Below are 17894 nucleotides of genomic sequence, written 5' to 3' on the forward strand. Positions count from 1 at the left end.
GCACCGCGGCGCATCGTCCGATCATGCCGTCGATATTCATTACTTTCGTCGCCCAGCGCCGGTCATGACGCCGCGGGAGAAGAGGGGCCGGTGGTGTCGTCGTCCTGCGATGAGAGAGCCGCGGACGGGACGTCCTTCGGTAGCGTCTCGTCCACCACCACCTCTTCGGGTTTCCGCAGTCTGGGTGGAGCAGCCGACCAGTCCTTGAGGCGTTGGCCAATGCTGTCGTAGGAAACCAGGATCGCGTCCATGACGGAGTCGATGAAGCCCGATCGTCCAGCCAGGCGCGCGGCGCCCATCTTCCCGATGTACGTGACCGTGAAGGATCTGATCTCCTTCGACGGATCGATGACGAGAACGCTGGGGTCCTCACGTACCGTCTTCAGGAGCTCAGCTGTCCCTCCGCGTTGACGCGAAGCGAATGCTTCGACGCGGATCGTATCCGGTGCATCCTTCAGCTGGCGCATGAGCCAGTTCACTCGCGTCGTCGGTCTGCCCTCGGCCGGCGCGCTGGTCGAGAAGGAACAAGTTATCTGGGCTGCGCGAACGTCTACAGTGACGGTCAGGGGCGAGACCGCGTTGGGGATTCGGATAGCTCCCGACATCTTGCCGTCACTCACGAGCATGTCGGTCACGGCGGCGACTCGAAGCGACGGGTCAGAGATCTCAGCCTTGGAGAGGACTTGAGTGACGTCGGCACCGAGGCGTTGCCCGAGTTTCAGGGCGCTATAACGCAGCAGGGCGTCGAACCGACTGGCGACCTGGGCCGCGTCTTTGTCTCTTTTTCGCAGAGTGCCACTTGTGACAGCGTCGCGGACGGGGACCCAACTCGTACCCATGTCGGTGAATTCGACAGCTCCGGACTTCGGATGCTCCAGATAGCGGATCAACTCGCCCAGAATCCATGCCTGGTCTGGATCGGCGACTCCGCGGAATTCCTTCTGCATAATCGCCGCCGTCAGCACCTCTGTCCAAGAGAGGTGGTGCATGGTGACGTACTTCGATTTCCGCTTGTCGACGGTGGTCGGGTGCGTGCCTGCGGCAGGTGGTATCTCGTTCGAAATGGTGAGTAACGCGTCGAAGCGGTGCTCCCTCGCGACGTCCAGATAATTCTCGAGTTGCTCGCGCTGGAGTTCGTTATTGCCCGTCTTGACTTCGACCAGCGCGGTCCAGACCTTGCTCCCCCGCTTCACGCGAATGAGGCCATCCGGAAACACCTTTTTGTCGCCCAGATGAAAAGGGACTTCGATGTATGTCTCCAGCGTCCCTGCTGGCGCGCCCATTCGACTTGTCAGCACGCGACCGTACTCTTTCACCGAACTCATCACGGCAAGGAGAGCGGATGTCGCGCGACGTTCTTGTTCATCAGCGCCGCTGATTCCAGAAGTCGGAATCAGGCGAGCAACGTTCCAAGGATTTTCTTCTGCCATTTCTCTACTCCATCGCTGAAACGACTTATCCTCGAAACGCTATCGGCTTCCTCCCCCACACCTGGTCTACCGCGCGCCGCAAAGCGTGCATCGACGGATCGAGAGCGGTCGATTCTTGGGATGGAGCCGTTCATGCTCGCTCGTAACGTGCAAGGCACCGCTCGGATCGTCGATGTCCGTCCTTGTTCCGAGCGTGCCGAGTCGGCGCACGCATCCAACACCGTGTGAGCGCCGGCCCAGAGCGTCTCACGGCCGCACTTCAGGCCGTGGCGGCCCCCGCGGCCTGGGCGATCACGTCGGCCACGACATCGGCCTGCGAGACGTAGACCGCGTGACTTCCCGGGACGGTGGTGATCTCGGCGCCCATTCGCGTGGCCATGTGCTGCAGCATCGCCTGGTCGAACGCCTTGTCGTCGCGGCCGATCACCGCCCAGGTCGGCCGCTCGCGCCACGCGGCCTTCGTCACGGGCACGGCGAACACCGACATGTTGACGGGCACCTGCGCGTCCCGCAGGAACGCCGCCTCGTTCTCGTCGAGATCGGCCGCGAATCCGGCCGCGAAGCTGTCGCGAGCCAGGAAGCCGTAGCCGTCGTCGCCGATGTCGATGACGAACTCGGGCGTCGGGGCGAAGCCCTCGTACTGCTGGGCGCTGGTCTCCCCCGTATCGGGCGCCAGCGCGGCGACATAGACGAGCGCAGCGACGTTCGGGTGGAGTCCGGCCTCCGTGATCACGGTGCCGCCCCAGGAGTGTCCGACGAGCACCGCAGGGCCGTCCTGCTGGTCGAGCACGCGCGTCGTCGCCGTCACGTCGTCCTCGAGCGAGGTCAGCGGGTTCTGCACGACGGACACGCGCAGGCCGCGCGCGGTCAGCCGGTCATAGACCTTGCGCCAGCCCGAGCCGTCGGCGAATGCGCCGTGCACCAGGACGACGTTGGTGATGTCGGTGTTCATGGAGTCTCCTCGTTCGATGTGCGGATGCCGCGCCCACCACTCCCCGACGGGTGTGGCGGCACGGCACCCGGCGACTCCTGCGATACGCAATATATTGCATATAGGCTTTGAGCGCCAGATGTGGGCACCCCGAAGGTCGGCAGAGCGCACCTCGACACCGGCGGCGGGCGGTGCCGCCGGCATCCGTCGTCAGCGACCGGCGAGCATCCGATCCGCTGTGCGCAGCGACAGCGCCATCTGGGTGAGACCCGGATTGGCGGCGAGCGCGCTCGGGAAGGTGGAGTTGTCGCAGATCCAGAGGTTGTCGATGTCGTGCGAGCGTCCCTCGGCGTCGACGACCCCCTCCCCCGGGTCGTCGCTCATCCGGCAGGTACCGAGGGTGTGGGCGCTGCGCGGGAGCACGCGGGTGGTGCGGGCACCGGCCGCCTCGAGGATGCTCGTCATCGTTCGTACGGCGTGGGTGTCGATCGCCTTCTCGTTGTCGCCCGGCGAGAAGGTGATGGTCGCTCTGGGGAGTCCCCATTCGTCGAGTTCGGACGAGAGGTCGAGTCGGTTTCCGTCGGCGGGGAGGCACTCGGCGTTCATTCCGATCCCGGCGCTGTAGCGGCCGGCATCCAGCTCGTCCATCAGCTCCTGTCCCCACAGGTCTCCGCCGCGCACGAGCGACGTCGCGTACGTGAACGGCATCACGCCGAGGCTCTGGAGGAGGTAGCCGCCGGCGAAATCGGCGTCGGAGGGCCGGAGGAAATCCTCCGTGATCAGGGCGGACGGATAACCGCGGTACCCGCGGATCTGCTCGTCGAAGCGTCCCCACACCTGCACCGCGCCGTGGGCGAGGAAGTTGCGGCCGACCATGCCGCTGGAATTCGCGATGCCGGCGTGGAGAAGCAGGCGTGGCGTCTCTACTCCCCCGCCTGCGAGCACGAGCGCATCGCACCGCTGGCGGCGCTCGACGCCGTCGCGCCGGTAGGTCACGGCGGTGACCCGTCCACGCGCGTCCTGCTCGATCCCGATGGCGACGGACTCGGGACGGATCTCGGCGCCCGCAGCGACGGCGGCGGGCAGGTAGGTGATGGCGGTGGACGCCTTCGAGCCGTGCCGCTCGCCCTGGTGGATGGATCCCACGTTCGTGGTGGCATGGCGCAGCCCGTGGTGCGGCTGGTCGCGGTCGCGCGTGATGATCGCGGCGGGAGCGTCGGTCGCGCGGATGCCGAGCGCGGCCGTGCCGACGGCCATGAGGTCGGCGGGCGCATTGCGCTGCGGCGGCGCGTACAGGTAGGTGCGCGAGGGGTCCCACGGATACGGCGTCGGACCGGAGACGCCGATGTACGCCTCGACCTCGACGAGGTAGCGCGTGAGCTCGTCGGGATCGACCGGCCAGTCGGCGCCGAGCCCGGTCTCGGTGTGGAGTCGGAGGTCGCGCGCGTCGGGCCGCGGCGTGAACGCCCCCCAGTGCACGGTGCCGCCGCCCACGCCGAACCCGCTGTTGTTCGGGCCGAACGCGGTCGGCGCGTCACCGCCGCTGAAGCGGCTCGACATCCAGTTGATCGCCGTCGCGTCGATCTCATCGGGGGTGGAGTCGGCGGGGTCGTGGTTCGGGCCCGCCTCCAGCGCGACCACGCGCAGGCCGCGCTCGGCGAGCCGGGCGAGGAGCGGGGCTCCTCCGGCACCGGTGCCGATCACCACGACGTCGACGCTCTCGTCGTCGTCGTAGGTCTTCATTCCGTCGAGGTTCATGCGTCGCTTCCGGTCTGGTCGGGGCCTGCGGGTCGCCCGAGGTCGGAGGGCTCCCAGTCGTCGCGTACACCGGCCGCGAGCGTGCGGTAGCCGGCGAAGGCGACGTCCTCCGCGCCGGTCGCGAAGCCGTCGTAGCCGACGCGCGCCAGCGAGGCAGGGTGGATCAGCCACTCCCGTGCGAGGTCGACCCGCACATCCTGGAACCAGCGGCGCAGCGCCTCGCCGTCCGCGGCGGCTCCGGGCACGCCCTCGCCGGCGAGCACGGCCTCGAGCGCGGCATCCGGATCGTCGTCCCACGCTGCGGCCAGGTCGTCGAGGCCCTCACGGTAGGCCTCGTCGTCGGAGAGGGCGCCGGTCGGCCGCCACCCGTCTCCTCCGCCCGCGGCGAGTTCGGCGTCGACGCGGGCGGCGATGTCGATCCGTCCGCCGTCGGGCTGCGGCACGAGCCGGTCGGCGATGGATCGCAGCAGGCCGAGCTGCGTCGCGCTGAGCACACGTGGCGCGTAGTCGGGAGAGTCGGCGAGCGCGCGCCGGGCGAGGGTGCTGCGCACCCGCGGCGTGGTGCGCGGCGAGGCGATGAGCCGGCCCCATTCGGCGGGGACGGGCGCGCGGCGGGCCTCGATCCCCTCCCAGAGGTCGGACATCGCAGCGGCGACGGCGCCCGGTCGCTCGTAAGGGAGCAGGTGTCCGGCGCCCGGCAGCGAGACGAAGCGGGCGCGCGGGTACACGTCTGCCAGCAGCGCCGGCTGGGCAGAGGCGCCCAGCAGCTCGTCCTCGTCGCCGCCGAGCACGACGCACGGGAGGTCGAGGACGCCGATGGATGCTGCGAGGTCCTCGTCGCTCCCTTGTTCGAGCCAGCGACGCCAGGCCAGGGGCGACATCGTGCGGACGGTGTCGATGACGTCGCGCTCCCAGACCTCGGGCAGCGGTGCCCCGACGTTGTCCTGGACGAAGGCGCGCGCGTGCTCCTCGGAGATGGGCCCGCCGGCGACCCAGGAGAGCATCTCGGCCCGCTTCTCATCGGGCATGGGCTCGGGTCGCGGCGGCGACGGCGCGAGCAGCACGAGACCCATGAGGCCGAAGGCCGCGATCTCGCCGTCGCGCACGCGCTGGGCGATGCGCGCGGCGATCTTCCCTCCCATGCTGTGCGCGCACAGCAGCCACGGGCCGCCGTCGGCCTCGCGCTCGATGACGGCGACGGCTACGTCGACCTGGGCGTCGACGGAGCCGTCGGCGGCGTCCTCCGACCCGCCCTGCCCGGGCAGGTCGATGCCGATCACGCGGAAGCGGGCGTCGAGCTCAGCGATGAGCGGAAGAGCGGCGGCGGCGTCGAGGCCGAGCCCGGGGAGGAAGAAGACGGTGCAGGCCGGCGCCGTCACGGCGTGACCATGCCGCCGTTGACGTTCAGCGTCGCACCGGACACGTAGCCGGACTCCGCCGACGCGAGGTACACGTACGCCGGGGCGAGCTCGGCCGGCTGGCCCGACCGCTGGTAGGTGTTCTCGTCGTCGAAAGCGGCCATCTGCTCGTCCGAGACCCCTCCCGACACCTGCAGCGCCGTCCAGACGGGTCCCGGCGCCACCACGTTCACGCGGATGCCCCGCGGCGCGAGCTGCTGGGCGAGCCCCTTCGACAGGTTGTTGATCGCCGCCTTCGTCGCGGCGTAGTCGAGGCGATCGGGCGCGGGCTTGTACGCCTCGAGCGATGCGGTGTTGATGATGCTGGCGCCCTCGCGGAGGTGCGCCATGGCCGCCTTGGTGATCCAGAAGGTGGCGAACACGTTCGTGCGGAACGTCGATTCGAACTGCTCGTCGCTGAGGTCCTCCAGCCGGTCGACGGCGACCTGCTTGCCGGCGTTGTTGACCAGGATGTCCAGTCCCCCGAGGAAGTCGGCAGCGTCCGCCACCAGACGGCGGCACGTCTCGGCGTCGGAGACGTCGGCCACGATGGCGCGGCCGCGACGACCGGCGTCCTCGACGAGCGAGAGGATGTGCGCGGCATCCTCCTCCTCGCCCGGAAGATGGGTGATGACGACGTCGGCGCCCTCGCGGGCGAACGCGATGGCCACCGCTCCCCCGATGCCGGAGTCGCCGCCGGTGATCAGCGCGCGGCGGCCGTCGAGGCGACCGCTCCCCCGGTACGTGGCCTCGCCGAGGTCGGGCACCGGAGTCATGCGTGCCTGCACGCCGGGCTCGGGCTGGTGCTGGATGGGCGGCTCGACCCGGTCGTATCGGGTCACCGGGTTGACGAGACTGTACTGATCCTCCTGCGGCATACCGCCACGCTAGAACGCGGAAACCATCCGGCCGGGGGCTTGCGCTCGCCGGGGGATGCAGTACAAGGCGTCACCCCGACCGGCTCAGGGCGGCCCTGGGGTCGACGGCTATCCTGGGCGCAGAGAGTCGTTCGCGAGGAGATGGGTGCGTGGCCACTGCGCAGGACGCGACGCGACGGCATGCGATCGCCGCATACCGGGTCATCGGCGAGCCGCCCGAGCCCGACCTGGAAGGCCTCGTCCAGCTGGCCGCCGCGATCTGCGGCGTCTCGAGCGCGGTGATCAACATCATCGACGATCGGCATCAGCACCAGATCGCGGCCGTCGGCATCGAGCCTTCGACATGCAGCCGTGAGGATTCCATGTGCGCCGTGGTCTTCCGGCAGCCCGGCCACGTCATCGTGCCCGACGCCCGCGTCGATGCGCGGTTCGCGAGCAATCCCTTCGTGACGGGTGACATCGCCCGCATCCGGTTCTACGCGTCGAGCCCCCTCGTCACACCGTCCGGCATTCCCATCGGCACGCTGTGCGTCTTCGACGAGGAAGTCCGCGAGCTGTCCGCCCGGGACAGCGCGGCGCTGGTGATCCTCGCCCGTCAGGTCGTGGACGTCCTCGAGCTGCGACGCATGACGCGGGCGCTGCGCGCGTCGAACGATCAGCTGCAGAACTTCGCCTCGCAGGTGAGCCACGACCTGCGCAATCCGCTCACCGCGGTGCTCGGCTTCATCGAGCTCGCCGCCGGAAGCCCGGAGCTCGCGGATGCACCACGCGCCGTATACGCCCTCGGACGCGCCGAGTCCGCCGCCGCTCGCATGGAGACGATGATCGGGGAGCTCCTGGACTTCGCCCGTATCGGCGCCGATCCTCGCCGCACGCTCGTCGACCTGGAAGCGGTCCTGCGCACGGTCGTGGAAGACCTCGATGCGACGCTCCGAACCACGCCGACCCGGCTGACCATCGACGCGGCCGTGCAGGTGCGGGCAGACGAGACGCTCCTCGTCGTGCTGTTGCAGAACCTCGTGTTCAACGCCATCAAGTTCAGCGCAGCCGGCGGCAGGGCGCCGGTCGTGCACGTGAGCGCCGTGGACATCTCGGGGGGCTGGCGCATCACCGTCGACGACAACGGTCCGGGTGTCGCCGTGGCCGAACGTGAGAGCGTCTTTGAGCTGTTCGAGCGTGGAGGCGCGACGGAGGTGGACGGCGCGGGGATCGGGCTGTCCACCTGTCGTCGCATCGTGGAGGCGCACGGCGGACTGATCGGAATCGACGACTCGCCGTTCGGCGGCGCATCGATCTGGGTGGTCCTGCCGGACCCGGCATGGGCGTCGTCGCCGTCCGCGGCGCCCACGCCGGACGACCTTCCGGTCAGCGCCTGATCGAGCCGGTCAGCCGCGTGCGGTGCGGGCCTCGAGAAGAGCCTGGATGCGTGCGACGCCGGCGGAGAGATTGCTGCGCACGCCCTGCTCGATCATCGGCTCGACGAAGCGCATCATGCCCGCCGGCTCGCCGTCGATGCGGGCCGCGAGACGCGTGCGCTCGCCGTCGGGTGTCAGGTCGAAGGTGACCGTGGTGGGCAGCGGACCCGACACGCTGGTGATCCGCATGCGGCGCGGCGCCTCGAAGTCCGTCACGCGGAACTCGAACTCCACCTCGCGTCCGACCGCCGTCATCCGCGACCGCAGGCGGCTGCCGACGCCGATCGGCGGCGGCGAGAGCAGCTCCTCGGAAATGACCGACGGGTCCCAGAGCGGTCGGTTGGCGCCGTCGCTCACGAAAGCGAACACCTCGTCGACGGGGTGGTCGATCGTGGCGGTTTCAATGACGGTGAACATCGGGCTCCTTCGGCGCGGTCGTGCGATCTGATCACAGGCGCGGTCGGGGATGCAACCGGTGGCGCCCCGTCGCCCGTCGTGCACGCGCGCTCACCGATCAGGGTCGTACGCCTCCCACAGGATGCGGGCGTGCAGGCGTTTGGAGGCCTCGACGCCCCGCCGATCATGGCGGAGCGCGCTGACCCATTCGCGCACCCGCGCGCCCACCGCGGCGAGCACCATGCGCACGTCGGCATGGCGGGCGGGGGGAAGGACGGCCTCGGCCTCGGGCATGCGCCCTTTCCGCGGAAGCGTGCCGTCGAGGTGGCGGACAGCCAGCCGTGCGACGCCGATCGCGTGGCCGTTGATGACCGCGTGGGCGGCTCCTTCGATCTCCCAGCGCCACGCGTCCTGCGCCGCCGCGACGATCCGCGAGTGGAAGCGTCGCGGTGACGAGTGGTCGAACTCGCCGCGGACGAGCAGCACCTTCGCCGTGACCGGGGCGATCTCTTCGCGCATGCGGAAGCGCAGCATCGCCGGAAGGGTGCGCAGGAAGTATCCCGTGCCGCAGAGGAGGTACGCGGCGAGGGCCGTCATGGCCAGATGCACCGACTCGTGCACAGAGGACTGCGCGAAGCGGACGGCCTGGATCAGCGCCCCGGGCTCCTGGTCGTCGACGACCGGTCCGACGAGGATGGCGTGGCTGATGCGGGGGCGGCGTCGCAGCACCTCGACGACGACCTGCGTGCCCATCGAGTGCCCGAGCAGCACGGGGTTCTCGAGATCGAAGCGATCGAGCACCGCCTCGACCTGGTCGGCGAAGAACGCCGTGTCGGGGCGTCCCGGCGGCTTCGGCAGGCCGCCGAAGCCGGGGAGGTCTAGAGAGTAGACGTCGCCGCGATGTGCCAGCGTCGGCGCGAGGAACTCGAAATAGGTCGAGGCCACGCCGAGACCGGCGACCAGCACGAAGGGGCGGGACGGACCCGGCTCGGTCATGCCGACGTGCGTCACCCTCGTGATTGCGTCATCGCACTCGACGAGGTCGACGTCGATGCGGATGGGCGAGCGATCTTCCGGCATCCTTCCAGGATGGCAGTTCGCTCCGGTCCTCCCGGACACGCGCCCTACCCTGGGGGAATGGATGCCGCGACCTCCCGCCACGCGACGGTGCGCGCCGCGGAGATCGAGCTGCTGGGCTCGGACGCCCGGAGGGATCCGTCGAGGGCGGCGGAGCTGATGCATCCGGACTTCCTCGAGATCGGCCGATCGGGGCGGGTGCGGTTCTTCGACGAGATGGTGGAGGCGCTCGCCGCGGAGGACGCGCGCCCGACCCCTGTCACCGATGAGTGGCGCTTCCGCGACCTGGCGCCGGGCATCGTGCTGGTGACCTACCGGATCCGGCGCGCCGGCCGCGACAGCCGTCACTCGTCCATCTGGGACCTCGCGGACGGGTCGCCCCGGGTGGTGTTCCACCAGGGGACGCACCTTCCCGACGGCTCCGCGGATCAGGACCGACCCCGCGGGTGAGGGCGCGGGAAGGTCTATCGACGACAGACGGACTCGCCTAGCGTGGACGGATGACTCCGAACACACGCCGCACCCCAGGCCGCGCCGGACGGACGACGGCCCATGTCTTCGAAGCCCTGCTGGTCCTCGCGCTGGCCTGCCTGGCCGCCGGCTTCGCGTGGGTCATCGCCGGCAGCGTCGGCATCAGCCTGCTGACCGGCGCGACCTTCGGCCTCCTCGGATCGCTGTGGGCGTGGCGGACCGTTCGGACCGGTCGGACGCCGCAGGACGACCACGCCGGCGATCAGCGCCGCGCCGGCTCCCGGCCGATCGCCGAGGAGCGACGCCGCCGAGGTCAGGGCGGCGCGTTCGACCAGCCGGGCACCTCCGGGTTCGGAACGCCCGGACTCGGCGGCTGACGGCGCTGCCGCCGCCGTCCGCGGAGGGCGGTGCCGTCCGGTCAGCGCGCCGACGGCTCGATGCGCGTCCACTCCGCGTACTTCGCCTGCCGCCCGTCCCCGGACGACGTACCGGTGAGGCGCCGGCGCACCCATGGGCCGACATGCTCGCGGTAGTACGCCCGTCCGCCCGGACGGGCGCGCTCGGGCGTCTCGGGCAGCGACCACCACTCGGGCGCGGGCTGCTGTCCGAGCGCCTCCAGCACCCGCGCAGCCACGCGATGGTGGCCGCGGGCGTTCATGTGCAGCCGGTCCTCGGACCAGTACGCGGGGCGTGAGAGTTCCGTGTCGGGCCAGTTGTACGCTCGGACGACATCCGGCCTGTCCGCTATCCGCTGCTCGACGGCCGCGCTGAGGAGGTCGCCGCGTCGCTGGAAGACGCGTCCGAGCGGCAGCTGGGCGGACGGGTTGGCGCCCGACAGCAGGATCAGCGCCACGCCTTCCTCGTCGCACCGCCGCAGCACGTGCGAGAACGCGTCGACGATCCGCGTCACCGACGCCCGGGGACGGAGGATGTCGTTGCCTCCGCCGTTGAACGACAGGTGCGTCGGGCGCAGGGCGAGCGCCGGCTCGAGCTGCTGCTCGACGATCGGCCAGACGAGGCGGCCGCGGATGGCGAGATTCGCGTACTCGATGGAGGCGCCGGATGATGCCGCCCACCCCTCGGCGACGAGATCCGCCCACCCGCGCACGTGGCCGTCGGGCAGGTCGTCGCCGACGCCCTCGGTGAAGGAGTCGCCGATGGCGACGAAGCGGACGGAGGGCACCGGCCCAGCCTAGGCTCAGCGGTCGTCGAGCGCGGCACCTCGTCGGTCGGCGAGTCCCCAGGCGGCGAGCGCGGCGACGGCGAAGAACGCGGCGAACACCACGAACAGCACGGGTGCGCCGCCGAAGGCCAGCAGGGGCGGCACGGTGAGGGGCGCCGCGATGGACGCGAGACGCCCGACGCCGGCGGCCCAGCCCGACCCCGTCGCCCGCAGGGAGGTCGGGTACATCTCGGGGGTCACGGCGTACAGCGCGCCCCAGGCGCCGAGGTTGAAGAACGACAGCGCCATGCCGGTGCCGATGATCATGGCCTCGGAGCCGGCCGTACCGAAGAGGACGGCCGCGACCGCCGATCCCGCGAGGAAGACCGACAGGGTCAGCCGACGGCCCCACACCTCGATGAGCCACGCGGCCACGGCGTAGCCGGGCAGCTGGGCGAGCGTGATGATCAGCGTGAAACCGAACGAGCGGACCAGGTCGTACCCCTGCGACACGAGGATCGTCGGGATCCAGATGAACGCCCCGTAGTACGAGAAGTTGACGCAGAACCAGACGAGCCAGAGGCTGCCCGTCCGCGCGCGGAACTCGGCGGACCACAGGGCCGCGAGGCGCTCGCGGGTGGTCGGCGCGACCACGGGCGCGACGGATGCCGCGGCGCGCGGTGTCCGCTCCGGCACGGGTTCGACCGCGGCGCCTGCCGGACGTCCGCCCACCGGTGCTGCGGCCTCGAAGGAGCGCACCACGGCGTCGGCCTCATCGGTCCGCCCGCGTCCGGCGAGCCACCGCGCGGATTCGGGGAGGCCCCAGCGGACGACGAGCGCGTAGACGGCCGGGATGGCGCCGAGCGCGAAGGCCCAGCGCCAGCCGTCGGCGGAGCCGGGGATGACGAGGTAGCCGATGAGGGCGGCTGCGGTCCACCCGATGGCCCAGAACGCCTCGAGGATGACGATGAGCCGCCCGCGGATGCGCGCCGGTGCGAACTCGCTGACATAGGTGGAGGCGACCGGCAGCTCGGCGCCGAGACCGAGCCCGACGAAGAAGCGGAAGACGAGCAGGAGCGCGAGTCCGCCGACGAGGGCGCTCGCCCCCGTCGCGACGCCGTAGACGATGAGGGTGAGGGCGAACACCTGCCGGCGTCCGAAGCGGTCGGCCAGCAGCCCGCCGAGGGTGGCTCCGATCGCCATGCCGAGGAATCCCACGGAGGCGATCCACGCGGTCTGGCCGGGCGCCAGCTGCCACTGCACGGCGAGGGCCGCGATGATGAACGAGATCAGCCCGACGTCCATGGCGTCCAGCGCCCAGCCGAGCCCCGAGCCGGTGAGCACCCTGAGGTGCTTCCGGTTCAGGGGAAGCCGGTCGAGCCGGTCGGCCGGCGAATCGTCCGTCACGGTCGCGGGCGCGGCATCCGTCATGTGGTCATCGTAGGCGCCGCCGCGCCTGGTCAGGCCAGCATGTCGCGCACGAGCGGGATGACCTTCGTGCCGTACAGCTCGATCGACCGCATCATGTGCTCGTGCGACAGCGTTCCCGTCGAGAACTTGAGGTCGAAGCGGTCCAGGCCCAGCAGCTGCACCGTGTGCGCGATCTTGCGCGCGACGGTCTCGGGCGACCCGGAGTAGATGGCCCCCTCGGGTCCGACGTCGTGCTGGAAGCGCATCCGGCTGTAGGGAGGCCACCCGCGCTCGCGGCCGATGGTGTTGTTCATCGCCTCGAAGCCGGCGTACGCCTCGTCCCAGGCCTGCTGGTCGGTCTCGGCGATGTGTCCCGGCGAGTGGACGCCGATGGGGAGGGTGTCGTGGCCGAAGCTGTCGACGGACCGGTGGAAGAGGTCGACGTACGGACGGAACCGCTCCGCCGGGCCGCCGATGATGGCGAGAAGCAGACCCAGGCCGTGCCGCGCGGTGCGGACGACGGACTCGGGAGATCCGCCGACGCCGACCCAGGCCTTCAGGCGCGACCCCGTCTTCGGATACACGTCGGCCGCGTCGAGCGATGCCCGCGTCGTGCCGCTCCAGGTGATCGGCTCCTCGTCGAGGAGCTTCGTGAACAGGTCGAGCTTCTCCTCGAACAGCGCCTCGTAGTCGCGCAGGTCGTAGCCGAAGAGCGGGAAGGACTCGATGAAAGACCCGCGTCCGAGGGTGACCTCGGCGCGCCCCTCGGAGAGCGCGTCGAGTGTCGCGAAGCGCTCGAACAGGCGCACGGGATCATCCGACGACAGCACCGTCACCGACGTTCCGACCTTGAGCCGCTCCGTCCGTGCGGCGATGGCTGCCAGCACCACCTCGGGGCTCGAGATCGCGAACTCCTTGCGGTGGTGCTCCCCCACGCCGAAGAAGTCCACACCCACCTCGTCGGCGCGCACCGCCTGCGCCACCACATTGCGCACGGTCTGCGCGTCGCTCACGCGGGTGCCCGTGGCATCCACGGTCACGTCTCCGAAGGTGTCCAGGCCCAGCTCCACCACGGACGCATCGTGCTCGGTCATCATTCTCTCCTCGGCGCGACGCCTCCCGACGAGGCGTGTCTATGCGCATGCATACAAACGCGCGTGGAGCGCGGCTATTCCCGGGGCGGGTGCGAACCGCCCCGGGAACCGGTCAGACCGCGCGCTCGAGCGCGGTGCGGAGGGTGTCGAGGCCGACGCCTCCGATATCGAGCGCCTTCTTGTGGAACTCCTTGATCGAGAAGGCGTCACCCTTCGCCGCCGCGTAGTCGTCGCGCGCCTGCTCCCAGATGCGCTGTCCGACCTTGTACGACGGCGCCTGTCCGGGCCAGCCGAGGTAGCGGTTGACCTCGAAGCGCACGAACTCGTCGGACATGTTCACGTTGCGGCGCATGAACTCCAAGGCGTAGTCGGCGTCCCACGTGCCCTGGCCGTCGGGGCGCGGCTTCTTCAGGTGCACCCCGATGTCCAGCACGACGCGCGCCGCGCGCATGCGCTGGCCGTCGAGCATGCCCAGCCGGTCGGCGGGGTCGTCGAGGAAGCCGAGCTGCTCCATCAGGCGCTCGGCGTAGAGGGCCCACCCCTCGGCGTGGCCGGACGTGCCGGCCAGCAGCCGACGCCACGAGTTGAGCTCCCCGCGGTTGTAGACGGCCTGCGCGATCTGCAGGTGGTGGCCGGGAACGCCCTCGTGATAGACGGTGGTGAGCTCGCGCCAGGCGTCGAACTCGGTCACGCCTTCGGGCACGGACCACCACATGCGACCGGGCCGAGAGAAGTCGTCGGTCGGGCCGGTGTAGTAGATCCCGCCCTCCTGGGTGGGCGCGATCATGCACTCGAGGCGACGGATCGGCTCGGGGATGTCGAAGTGCGTGCGGCCGAGCTCCTCGATGGCGCGGTCGCTCGTGCGCTGCATCCACTCCTGCAGCGCCTCGGTGCCGTGGAGGCGTCGCGCCGGGTCGGACTCGAGGAACGCGACGGCCTCCTCGACGGAGGCGCCGGCCTTGATCTCGTCGGCGATCGACTCCTGCTCAGCGACCATGCGCGCGAGTTCCTCGACACCCCACTCGTACGTCTCGTCGAGGTCGATGACGGCCCCGAGGAAGCGCTGCGACTGCAGGGCGTAGTTCTCGCGGCCGACCGCGTCCTCCTGCCCCGCGGCGGGCGCCAGCTCGCTCTGGAGGAAGCCGGCGAGGCGGTCGTAGGCGACGCGGGCGGCGTTGGTGTTGTCGGAGAGCTCGCGGGCGAGGGATGCCGGCAGCTGGCCCTCCGACGGAGCGGCGCCGCCGGCGAACTCGGCGAAGAATCCGGTGTCGGCGGTGTAACGGCCGATCTGGGTGGCCACCTCCGTCACCTGGCGGCGCGCGGGGACGACACCGCGGGAGATGCCTTCGCGCAGCGTCGCGATGTAGCCGTCCACGGCGTCGGGCAGCGTCGAGAGACGGGTGGAGATGACCTTCCAGTCGTCGGAGGTGTCGGTGGGCATGAGGTCGAAGACCGCCCGGATGTCCTGGGCCGGAGAGGCGATGACATTCACGTCCCGCAGGTGCCAGCCGGCCTCGTGCACGGCGAGATCGAGGCGCAGCTCGCGGCTCAGGTCCTCCTGCGTGACGCGGTCGATCTCATCGACCGGGTCGGCGGCCTCGAGCGCGGTCAGCGTGCGGCGCGCGGCCTCCGCCATCCGGTCGGCTCCCTGCGGGGAGTAATCGCCGAAGCGGTCGTTGTGCTCGTTGCGCCCGATGTAGGTCGCCAGGGTGGGCGCGAGCTCGGCCAAGGTGTCGACCCACGCGTCGGCGATCGTGTCGACCGGGGTGGGTGTGCGTGATGCATCCGTCATACGTCGAGCCTAGGAGCGCGCCCGGCCCGCGACAATCGGGTCAGTGCCCGGCTTCGTTCCAGTCCGCGCCGCGGCCGATCTGCACGTCGAGCGGGACGGTGAGCGACGCGGCATCGCCCATCCGGTCGCGCACGATGCGCTCCGTGGCATCCCACTCCCCCGGCGCGACCTCCACGACGAGCTCATCGTGGATCTGCAGCAGCACGCGCGACGACAGCTGCTGCGCGGTGAACTCCCGGTGGATGTTGAACAGCGCGACCTTCATGATGTCGGCGGCGCTGCCCTGGATGGGGGCGTTCAGCGCGGCACGCTCGGCGTTCTCGCGCAGCACCCGGTTGGGGCTGGTGAGGTCGGGGAACGGACGGCGGCGCCCGAAGATCGTCTCGGTGTAGCCGTCGATGCGCGCCTGCTCGACCGACGAGCGCAGGTAGTCGCGCACCGCCCCGAAGCGCGAGAAGTACTCCATCATGAGCTGCTTCGCCTCGGACTGGTCGATGCGCAGCTGCTTCGACAGCCCGAACGCCGAGAGGCCGTAGACGAGGCCGTACGACATCGCCTTCACCTTCGTGCGCATGGGCGCCGTGACGTCGGCGGGGTCGACGTTGAAGACGCGAGAGCCGACGAAGCGGTGCGTGTCCTCTCCCGAGTTGAAGGCCTCGATGAGCCCCGGGTCTTCCGACAGGTGCGCCATGATGCGCATCTCGATCTGCGAGTAGTCGGCCGTCAGCAGCGCCTCGTAGCCCTCGCCGACCTCGAAGGCCGAGCGGATGCGGCGGCTCTCCTCGTTGCGGATCGGGATGTTCTGCAGGTTGGGGTCGGTGCTCGAGAGCCGGCCGGTCTGGCTGCCCGTCTGCACGTAGGTCGTGCGGATGCGCCCGTCGGCGACGATGGCGGTGTCGAGCGACTCGATGATCTGACGGAGCTTCGTGGCCTCGCGGTGCTGCAGCAGCAGGTTCAGGAACGGGTGCGGGCTGCTCTCCTGCAGATCGGCCAGGACGGCGGCATCCGTCGAGTATCCGGTCTTCGTCTTGCGGGTCTTCGGCAGCGCCAGCTCCTCGAAGAGCACCTCCTGCAGCTGCTTGGGTGAACCGAGGTTGACCTCGCGGCCGATGGCGGCGTAGGCGTCCTGCGCGATCGCGTCGGCGCGCGCGGCCAGCTCGGCGGAGAAGCCGGACAGCTTCTCGTGGGAGACGGCGACGCCCGCGAGCTCCATGTCGGCGAGGGTCTGCAGCGTCGGCAGCTCGATGTCGCGGAGCACGGATGCCACGGAGTCGGCGAGCTCGGCACGCTGCGCCTCGGCGACGCGGAGGGTGTACCAGGAGAGCTGTCCGATGGAGGCGCCGTCGTCTTCGGGCACGAGCTGCTGCGGGTCGGCCTCGGGGAGCTTCTCGCCGAGGTAGCGGTCGACGAGGTCGGCGAGCGTTTTGTCGGGGAAGCTCGGACGCTGCAGCCAGCCCGCGAGGATCGTGTCGAAGACGAGACCGTCGAGGCGCACGCCCTCGCGGCGGAGCGCCTTGACCTGCACCTTCGCGTCGGTGAACACCTTGGGGGCGTCCGACTCGAGCCAGGGGCGGAGGGCCGCGGCGAGCTCGTCGCTCCACTCGGCTTCGACCACCGCGGTGGGCACGGCCAGGCCGATGCGCTGCGGGTGGCCGCTGTGAGTGGTGAGGGTGACGGCCACCTCGCCCTCGGCCTCCTCGACCCAGCGGACGAGGTCGGCCGGCGTCGGCTCGGCCGGTGCGGGGGCGGCCTGCCCGGGGGCGGACCGCTGCGCGGCCATCGCCTGGTCGATTCCCGCCGCCTCGAAGACACGGGGCAGCAGCGTGCGGAACTCGAGCTGGGCGAAGATCTCGCGCACGGCCTGCGCGTCGATCGGCTGCACCTCGAGCTGCTCGGGCGTGACCGGCAGCTCGACGTCGGTGAGCAGGCGGTTCAGGGTGCGGTTGCGGCGCACGTCGTCGATGTGCTCTCTGAGGTTGTTGCCCACGACGCCGGTCACCTTGTCGGCGTTCTCGAGCAGCGCCTCGAGCGAGCCGAACTGGTTCAGCCACTTGACGGCGGTCTTCTCCCCCACCTTCGGCACGCCGGGGAGGTTGTCGCTGGTCTCGCCGACCAGGGCGGCGATGTCGGGATACTGCTCCGGCTCCACGCCGTACCGCTCGCGCACGGCCGCCGCGTCGTAGCGCTTCAACTGCGAGACGCCCTGCACGTTCGGGTAGAGCAGCGTGACGCGGTCGTTGACGAGCTGAATGGTGTCGCGGTCGCCGGAGCAGACCAGCACGTCGTAGCCGGCCTCTGCACCCTGCGTCGCGAGAGTGGCGAGGATGTCGTCGGCCTCGAAGTCCTCCTTCGCCAGCACGTGGATGCTCATCGCCGCGAGGCAGTCCTTCAGGAGCGGGATCTGGCCCTGGAACTCCTTCGGCGTCTCCGAGCGGTTCGCCTTGTACTCCGTGTAGGCGCGCGTGCGGAACGACTGCCGCGACGTGTCGAAGGCGACCGCCATGTGCGTCGGCTTCTCGGCCTTGATGAGGTTGATCAGCATCGCGAGGAACCCGTAGATCCCGTTGGTGTGCTGCCCGTCCTTGGTGGAGAAGTTGTCGACCGGGAGGGCGTAGAACGCCCGGTAGGCCAGCGAGTGGCCGTCGACGACCAGAAGGGTAGGCTTCGAAGGATCCGTCACCGT

15 protein-coding genes are annotated in these 17894 nt (G+C 70.2%); 3 read left to right on the forward strand and 12 right to left on the reverse strand.

Annotated elements, in window-relative coordinates:
• Window positions 1–62 precede the first annotated feature (62 nt).
• The 5 genes from CVS47_RS06570 to CVS47_RS06590 form a co-directional block, all read right to left on the reverse strand.
• Window positions 63–1430: a hypothetical protein gene (locus tag CVS47_RS06570; RefSeq protein WP_127095384.1), complete on the reverse strand. Its 1368-nt coding sequence runs from the start codon at window positions 1428–1430 to the stop codon at window positions 63–65.
• 259 nt (window positions 1431–1689) lie between these two features.
• The gene (locus CVS47_RS06575; protein ID WP_127095385.1) at window positions 1690–2382 is read right to left on the reverse strand and encodes an alpha/beta fold hydrolase; all 693 of its coding nucleotides are present in this window, start codon (window positions 2380–2382) and stop codon (window positions 1690–1692) included.
• Window positions 2383–2571: 189 nt separating this feature from the next.
• Window positions 2572–4119, reverse strand: coding sequence for a GMC family oxidoreductase (locus CVS47_RS06580; protein ID WP_127095386.1), 1548 nt, complete (start codon window positions 4117–4119; stop codon window positions 2572–2574).
• Window positions 4116–5498: an alpha/beta fold hydrolase gene (locus tag CVS47_RS06585; protein ID WP_127095387.1), complete on the reverse strand. Its 1383-nt coding sequence runs from the start codon at window positions 5496–5498 to the stop codon at window positions 4116–4118. The genes CVS47_RS06580 and CVS47_RS06585 overlap by 4 nt, the downstream gene beginning before the upstream one ends.
• Window positions 5495–6394 (reverse strand): SDR family oxidoreductase, encoded by a 900-nt coding sequence (locus CVS47_RS06590; RefSeq protein WP_127095388.1) that lies wholly within the window; start codon window positions 6392–6394, stop codon window positions 5495–5497. The genes CVS47_RS06585 and CVS47_RS06590 overlap by 4 nt, the downstream gene beginning before the upstream one ends.
• Window positions 6395–6543: 149 nt before the next feature.
• On the opposite strand from CVS47_RS06590, the gene CVS47_RS06595 reads away from it, so the two are divergent.
• The gene (locus tag CVS47_RS06595; protein ID WP_127095389.1) at window positions 6544–7770 is read left to right on the forward strand and encodes a sensor histidine kinase; all 1227 of its coding nucleotides are present in this window, start codon (window positions 6544–6546) and stop codon (window positions 7768–7770) included.
• Between the two features lie 9 nt (window positions 7771–7779).
• Here CVS47_RS06595 and CVS47_RS06600 read toward each other — a convergent pair whose 3' ends face one another.
• Together CVS47_RS06600 and CVS47_RS06605 are read right to left on the reverse strand one after the other, a co-directional pair.
• Window positions 7780–8226, reverse strand: a complete 447-nt coding sequence (locus tag CVS47_RS06600) for an SRPBCC family protein (RefSeq protein WP_127095390.1) — start codon at window positions 8224–8226, stop codon at window positions 7780–7782.
• 90 nt (window positions 8227–8316) lie between these two features.
• Window positions 8317–9285, reverse strand: a complete 969-nt coding sequence (locus CVS47_RS06605) for an alpha/beta fold hydrolase (protein ID WP_127095391.1) — start codon at window positions 9283–9285, stop codon at window positions 8317–8319.
• Window positions 9286–9342: 57 nt separating this feature from the next.
• Here CVS47_RS06605 and CVS47_RS16760 point away from each other — a divergent pair, with 57 nt between their 5' ends.
• Together CVS47_RS16760 and CVS47_RS06615 are read left to right on the forward strand one after the other, a co-directional pair.
• On the forward strand, window positions 9343–9732 hold the full coding sequence (locus CVS47_RS16760) for a nuclear transport factor 2 family protein (RefSeq protein WP_164734611.1): 390 nt from the start codon (window positions 9343–9345) through the stop codon (window positions 9730–9732).
• Between the two features lie 50 nt (window positions 9733–9782).
• Window positions 9783–10130, forward strand: coding sequence for a hypothetical protein (locus CVS47_RS06615; protein ID WP_127095393.1), 348 nt, complete (start codon window positions 9783–9785; stop codon window positions 10128–10130).
• Between the two features lie 41 nt (window positions 10131–10171).
• Here CVS47_RS06615 and CVS47_RS06620 read toward each other — a convergent pair whose 3' ends face one another.
• From CVS47_RS06620 to polA, 5 genes are all read right to left on the reverse strand, one after another.
• Window positions 10172–10936 (reverse strand): SGNH/GDSL hydrolase family protein, encoded by a 765-nt coding sequence (locus CVS47_RS06620; RefSeq protein ID WP_127095394.1) that lies wholly within the window; start codon window positions 10934–10936, stop codon window positions 10172–10174.
• A gap of 15 nt (window positions 10937–10951) precedes the next feature.
• On the reverse strand, window positions 10952–12346 hold the full coding sequence (locus tag CVS47_RS06625) for an MFS transporter (RefSeq protein ID WP_127095395.1): 1395 nt from the start codon (window positions 12344–12346) through the stop codon (window positions 10952–10954).
• A gap of 29 nt (window positions 12347–12375) precedes the next feature.
• Window positions 12376–13422 (reverse strand): LLM class flavin-dependent oxidoreductase, encoded by a 1047-nt coding sequence (locus CVS47_RS06630; RefSeq protein WP_378790309.1) that lies wholly within the window; start codon window positions 13420–13422, stop codon window positions 12376–12378.
• A 109-nt stretch (window positions 13423–13531) separates the two neighbouring features.
• Window positions 13532–15211: a DUF885 domain-containing protein gene (locus CVS47_RS06635; protein WP_127095397.1), complete on the reverse strand. Its 1680-nt coding sequence runs from the start codon at window positions 15209–15211 to the stop codon at window positions 13532–13534.
• Window positions 15212–15251: 40 nt separating this feature from the next.
• The gene (gene polA / locus CVS47_RS06640; RefSeq protein ID WP_127095398.1) at window positions 15252–17891 is read right to left on the reverse strand and encodes a DNA polymerase I; all 2640 of its coding nucleotides are present in this window, start codon (window positions 17889–17891) and stop codon (window positions 15252–15254) included.
• Window positions 17892–17894: the final 3 nt, after the last annotated feature.

Source organism: Microbacterium lemovicicum (assembly GCF_003991875.1).
Taxonomy (GTDB): Bacteria; Actinomycetota; Actinomycetes; order Actinomycetales; family Microbacteriaceae; genus Microbacterium; species Microbacterium lemovicicum.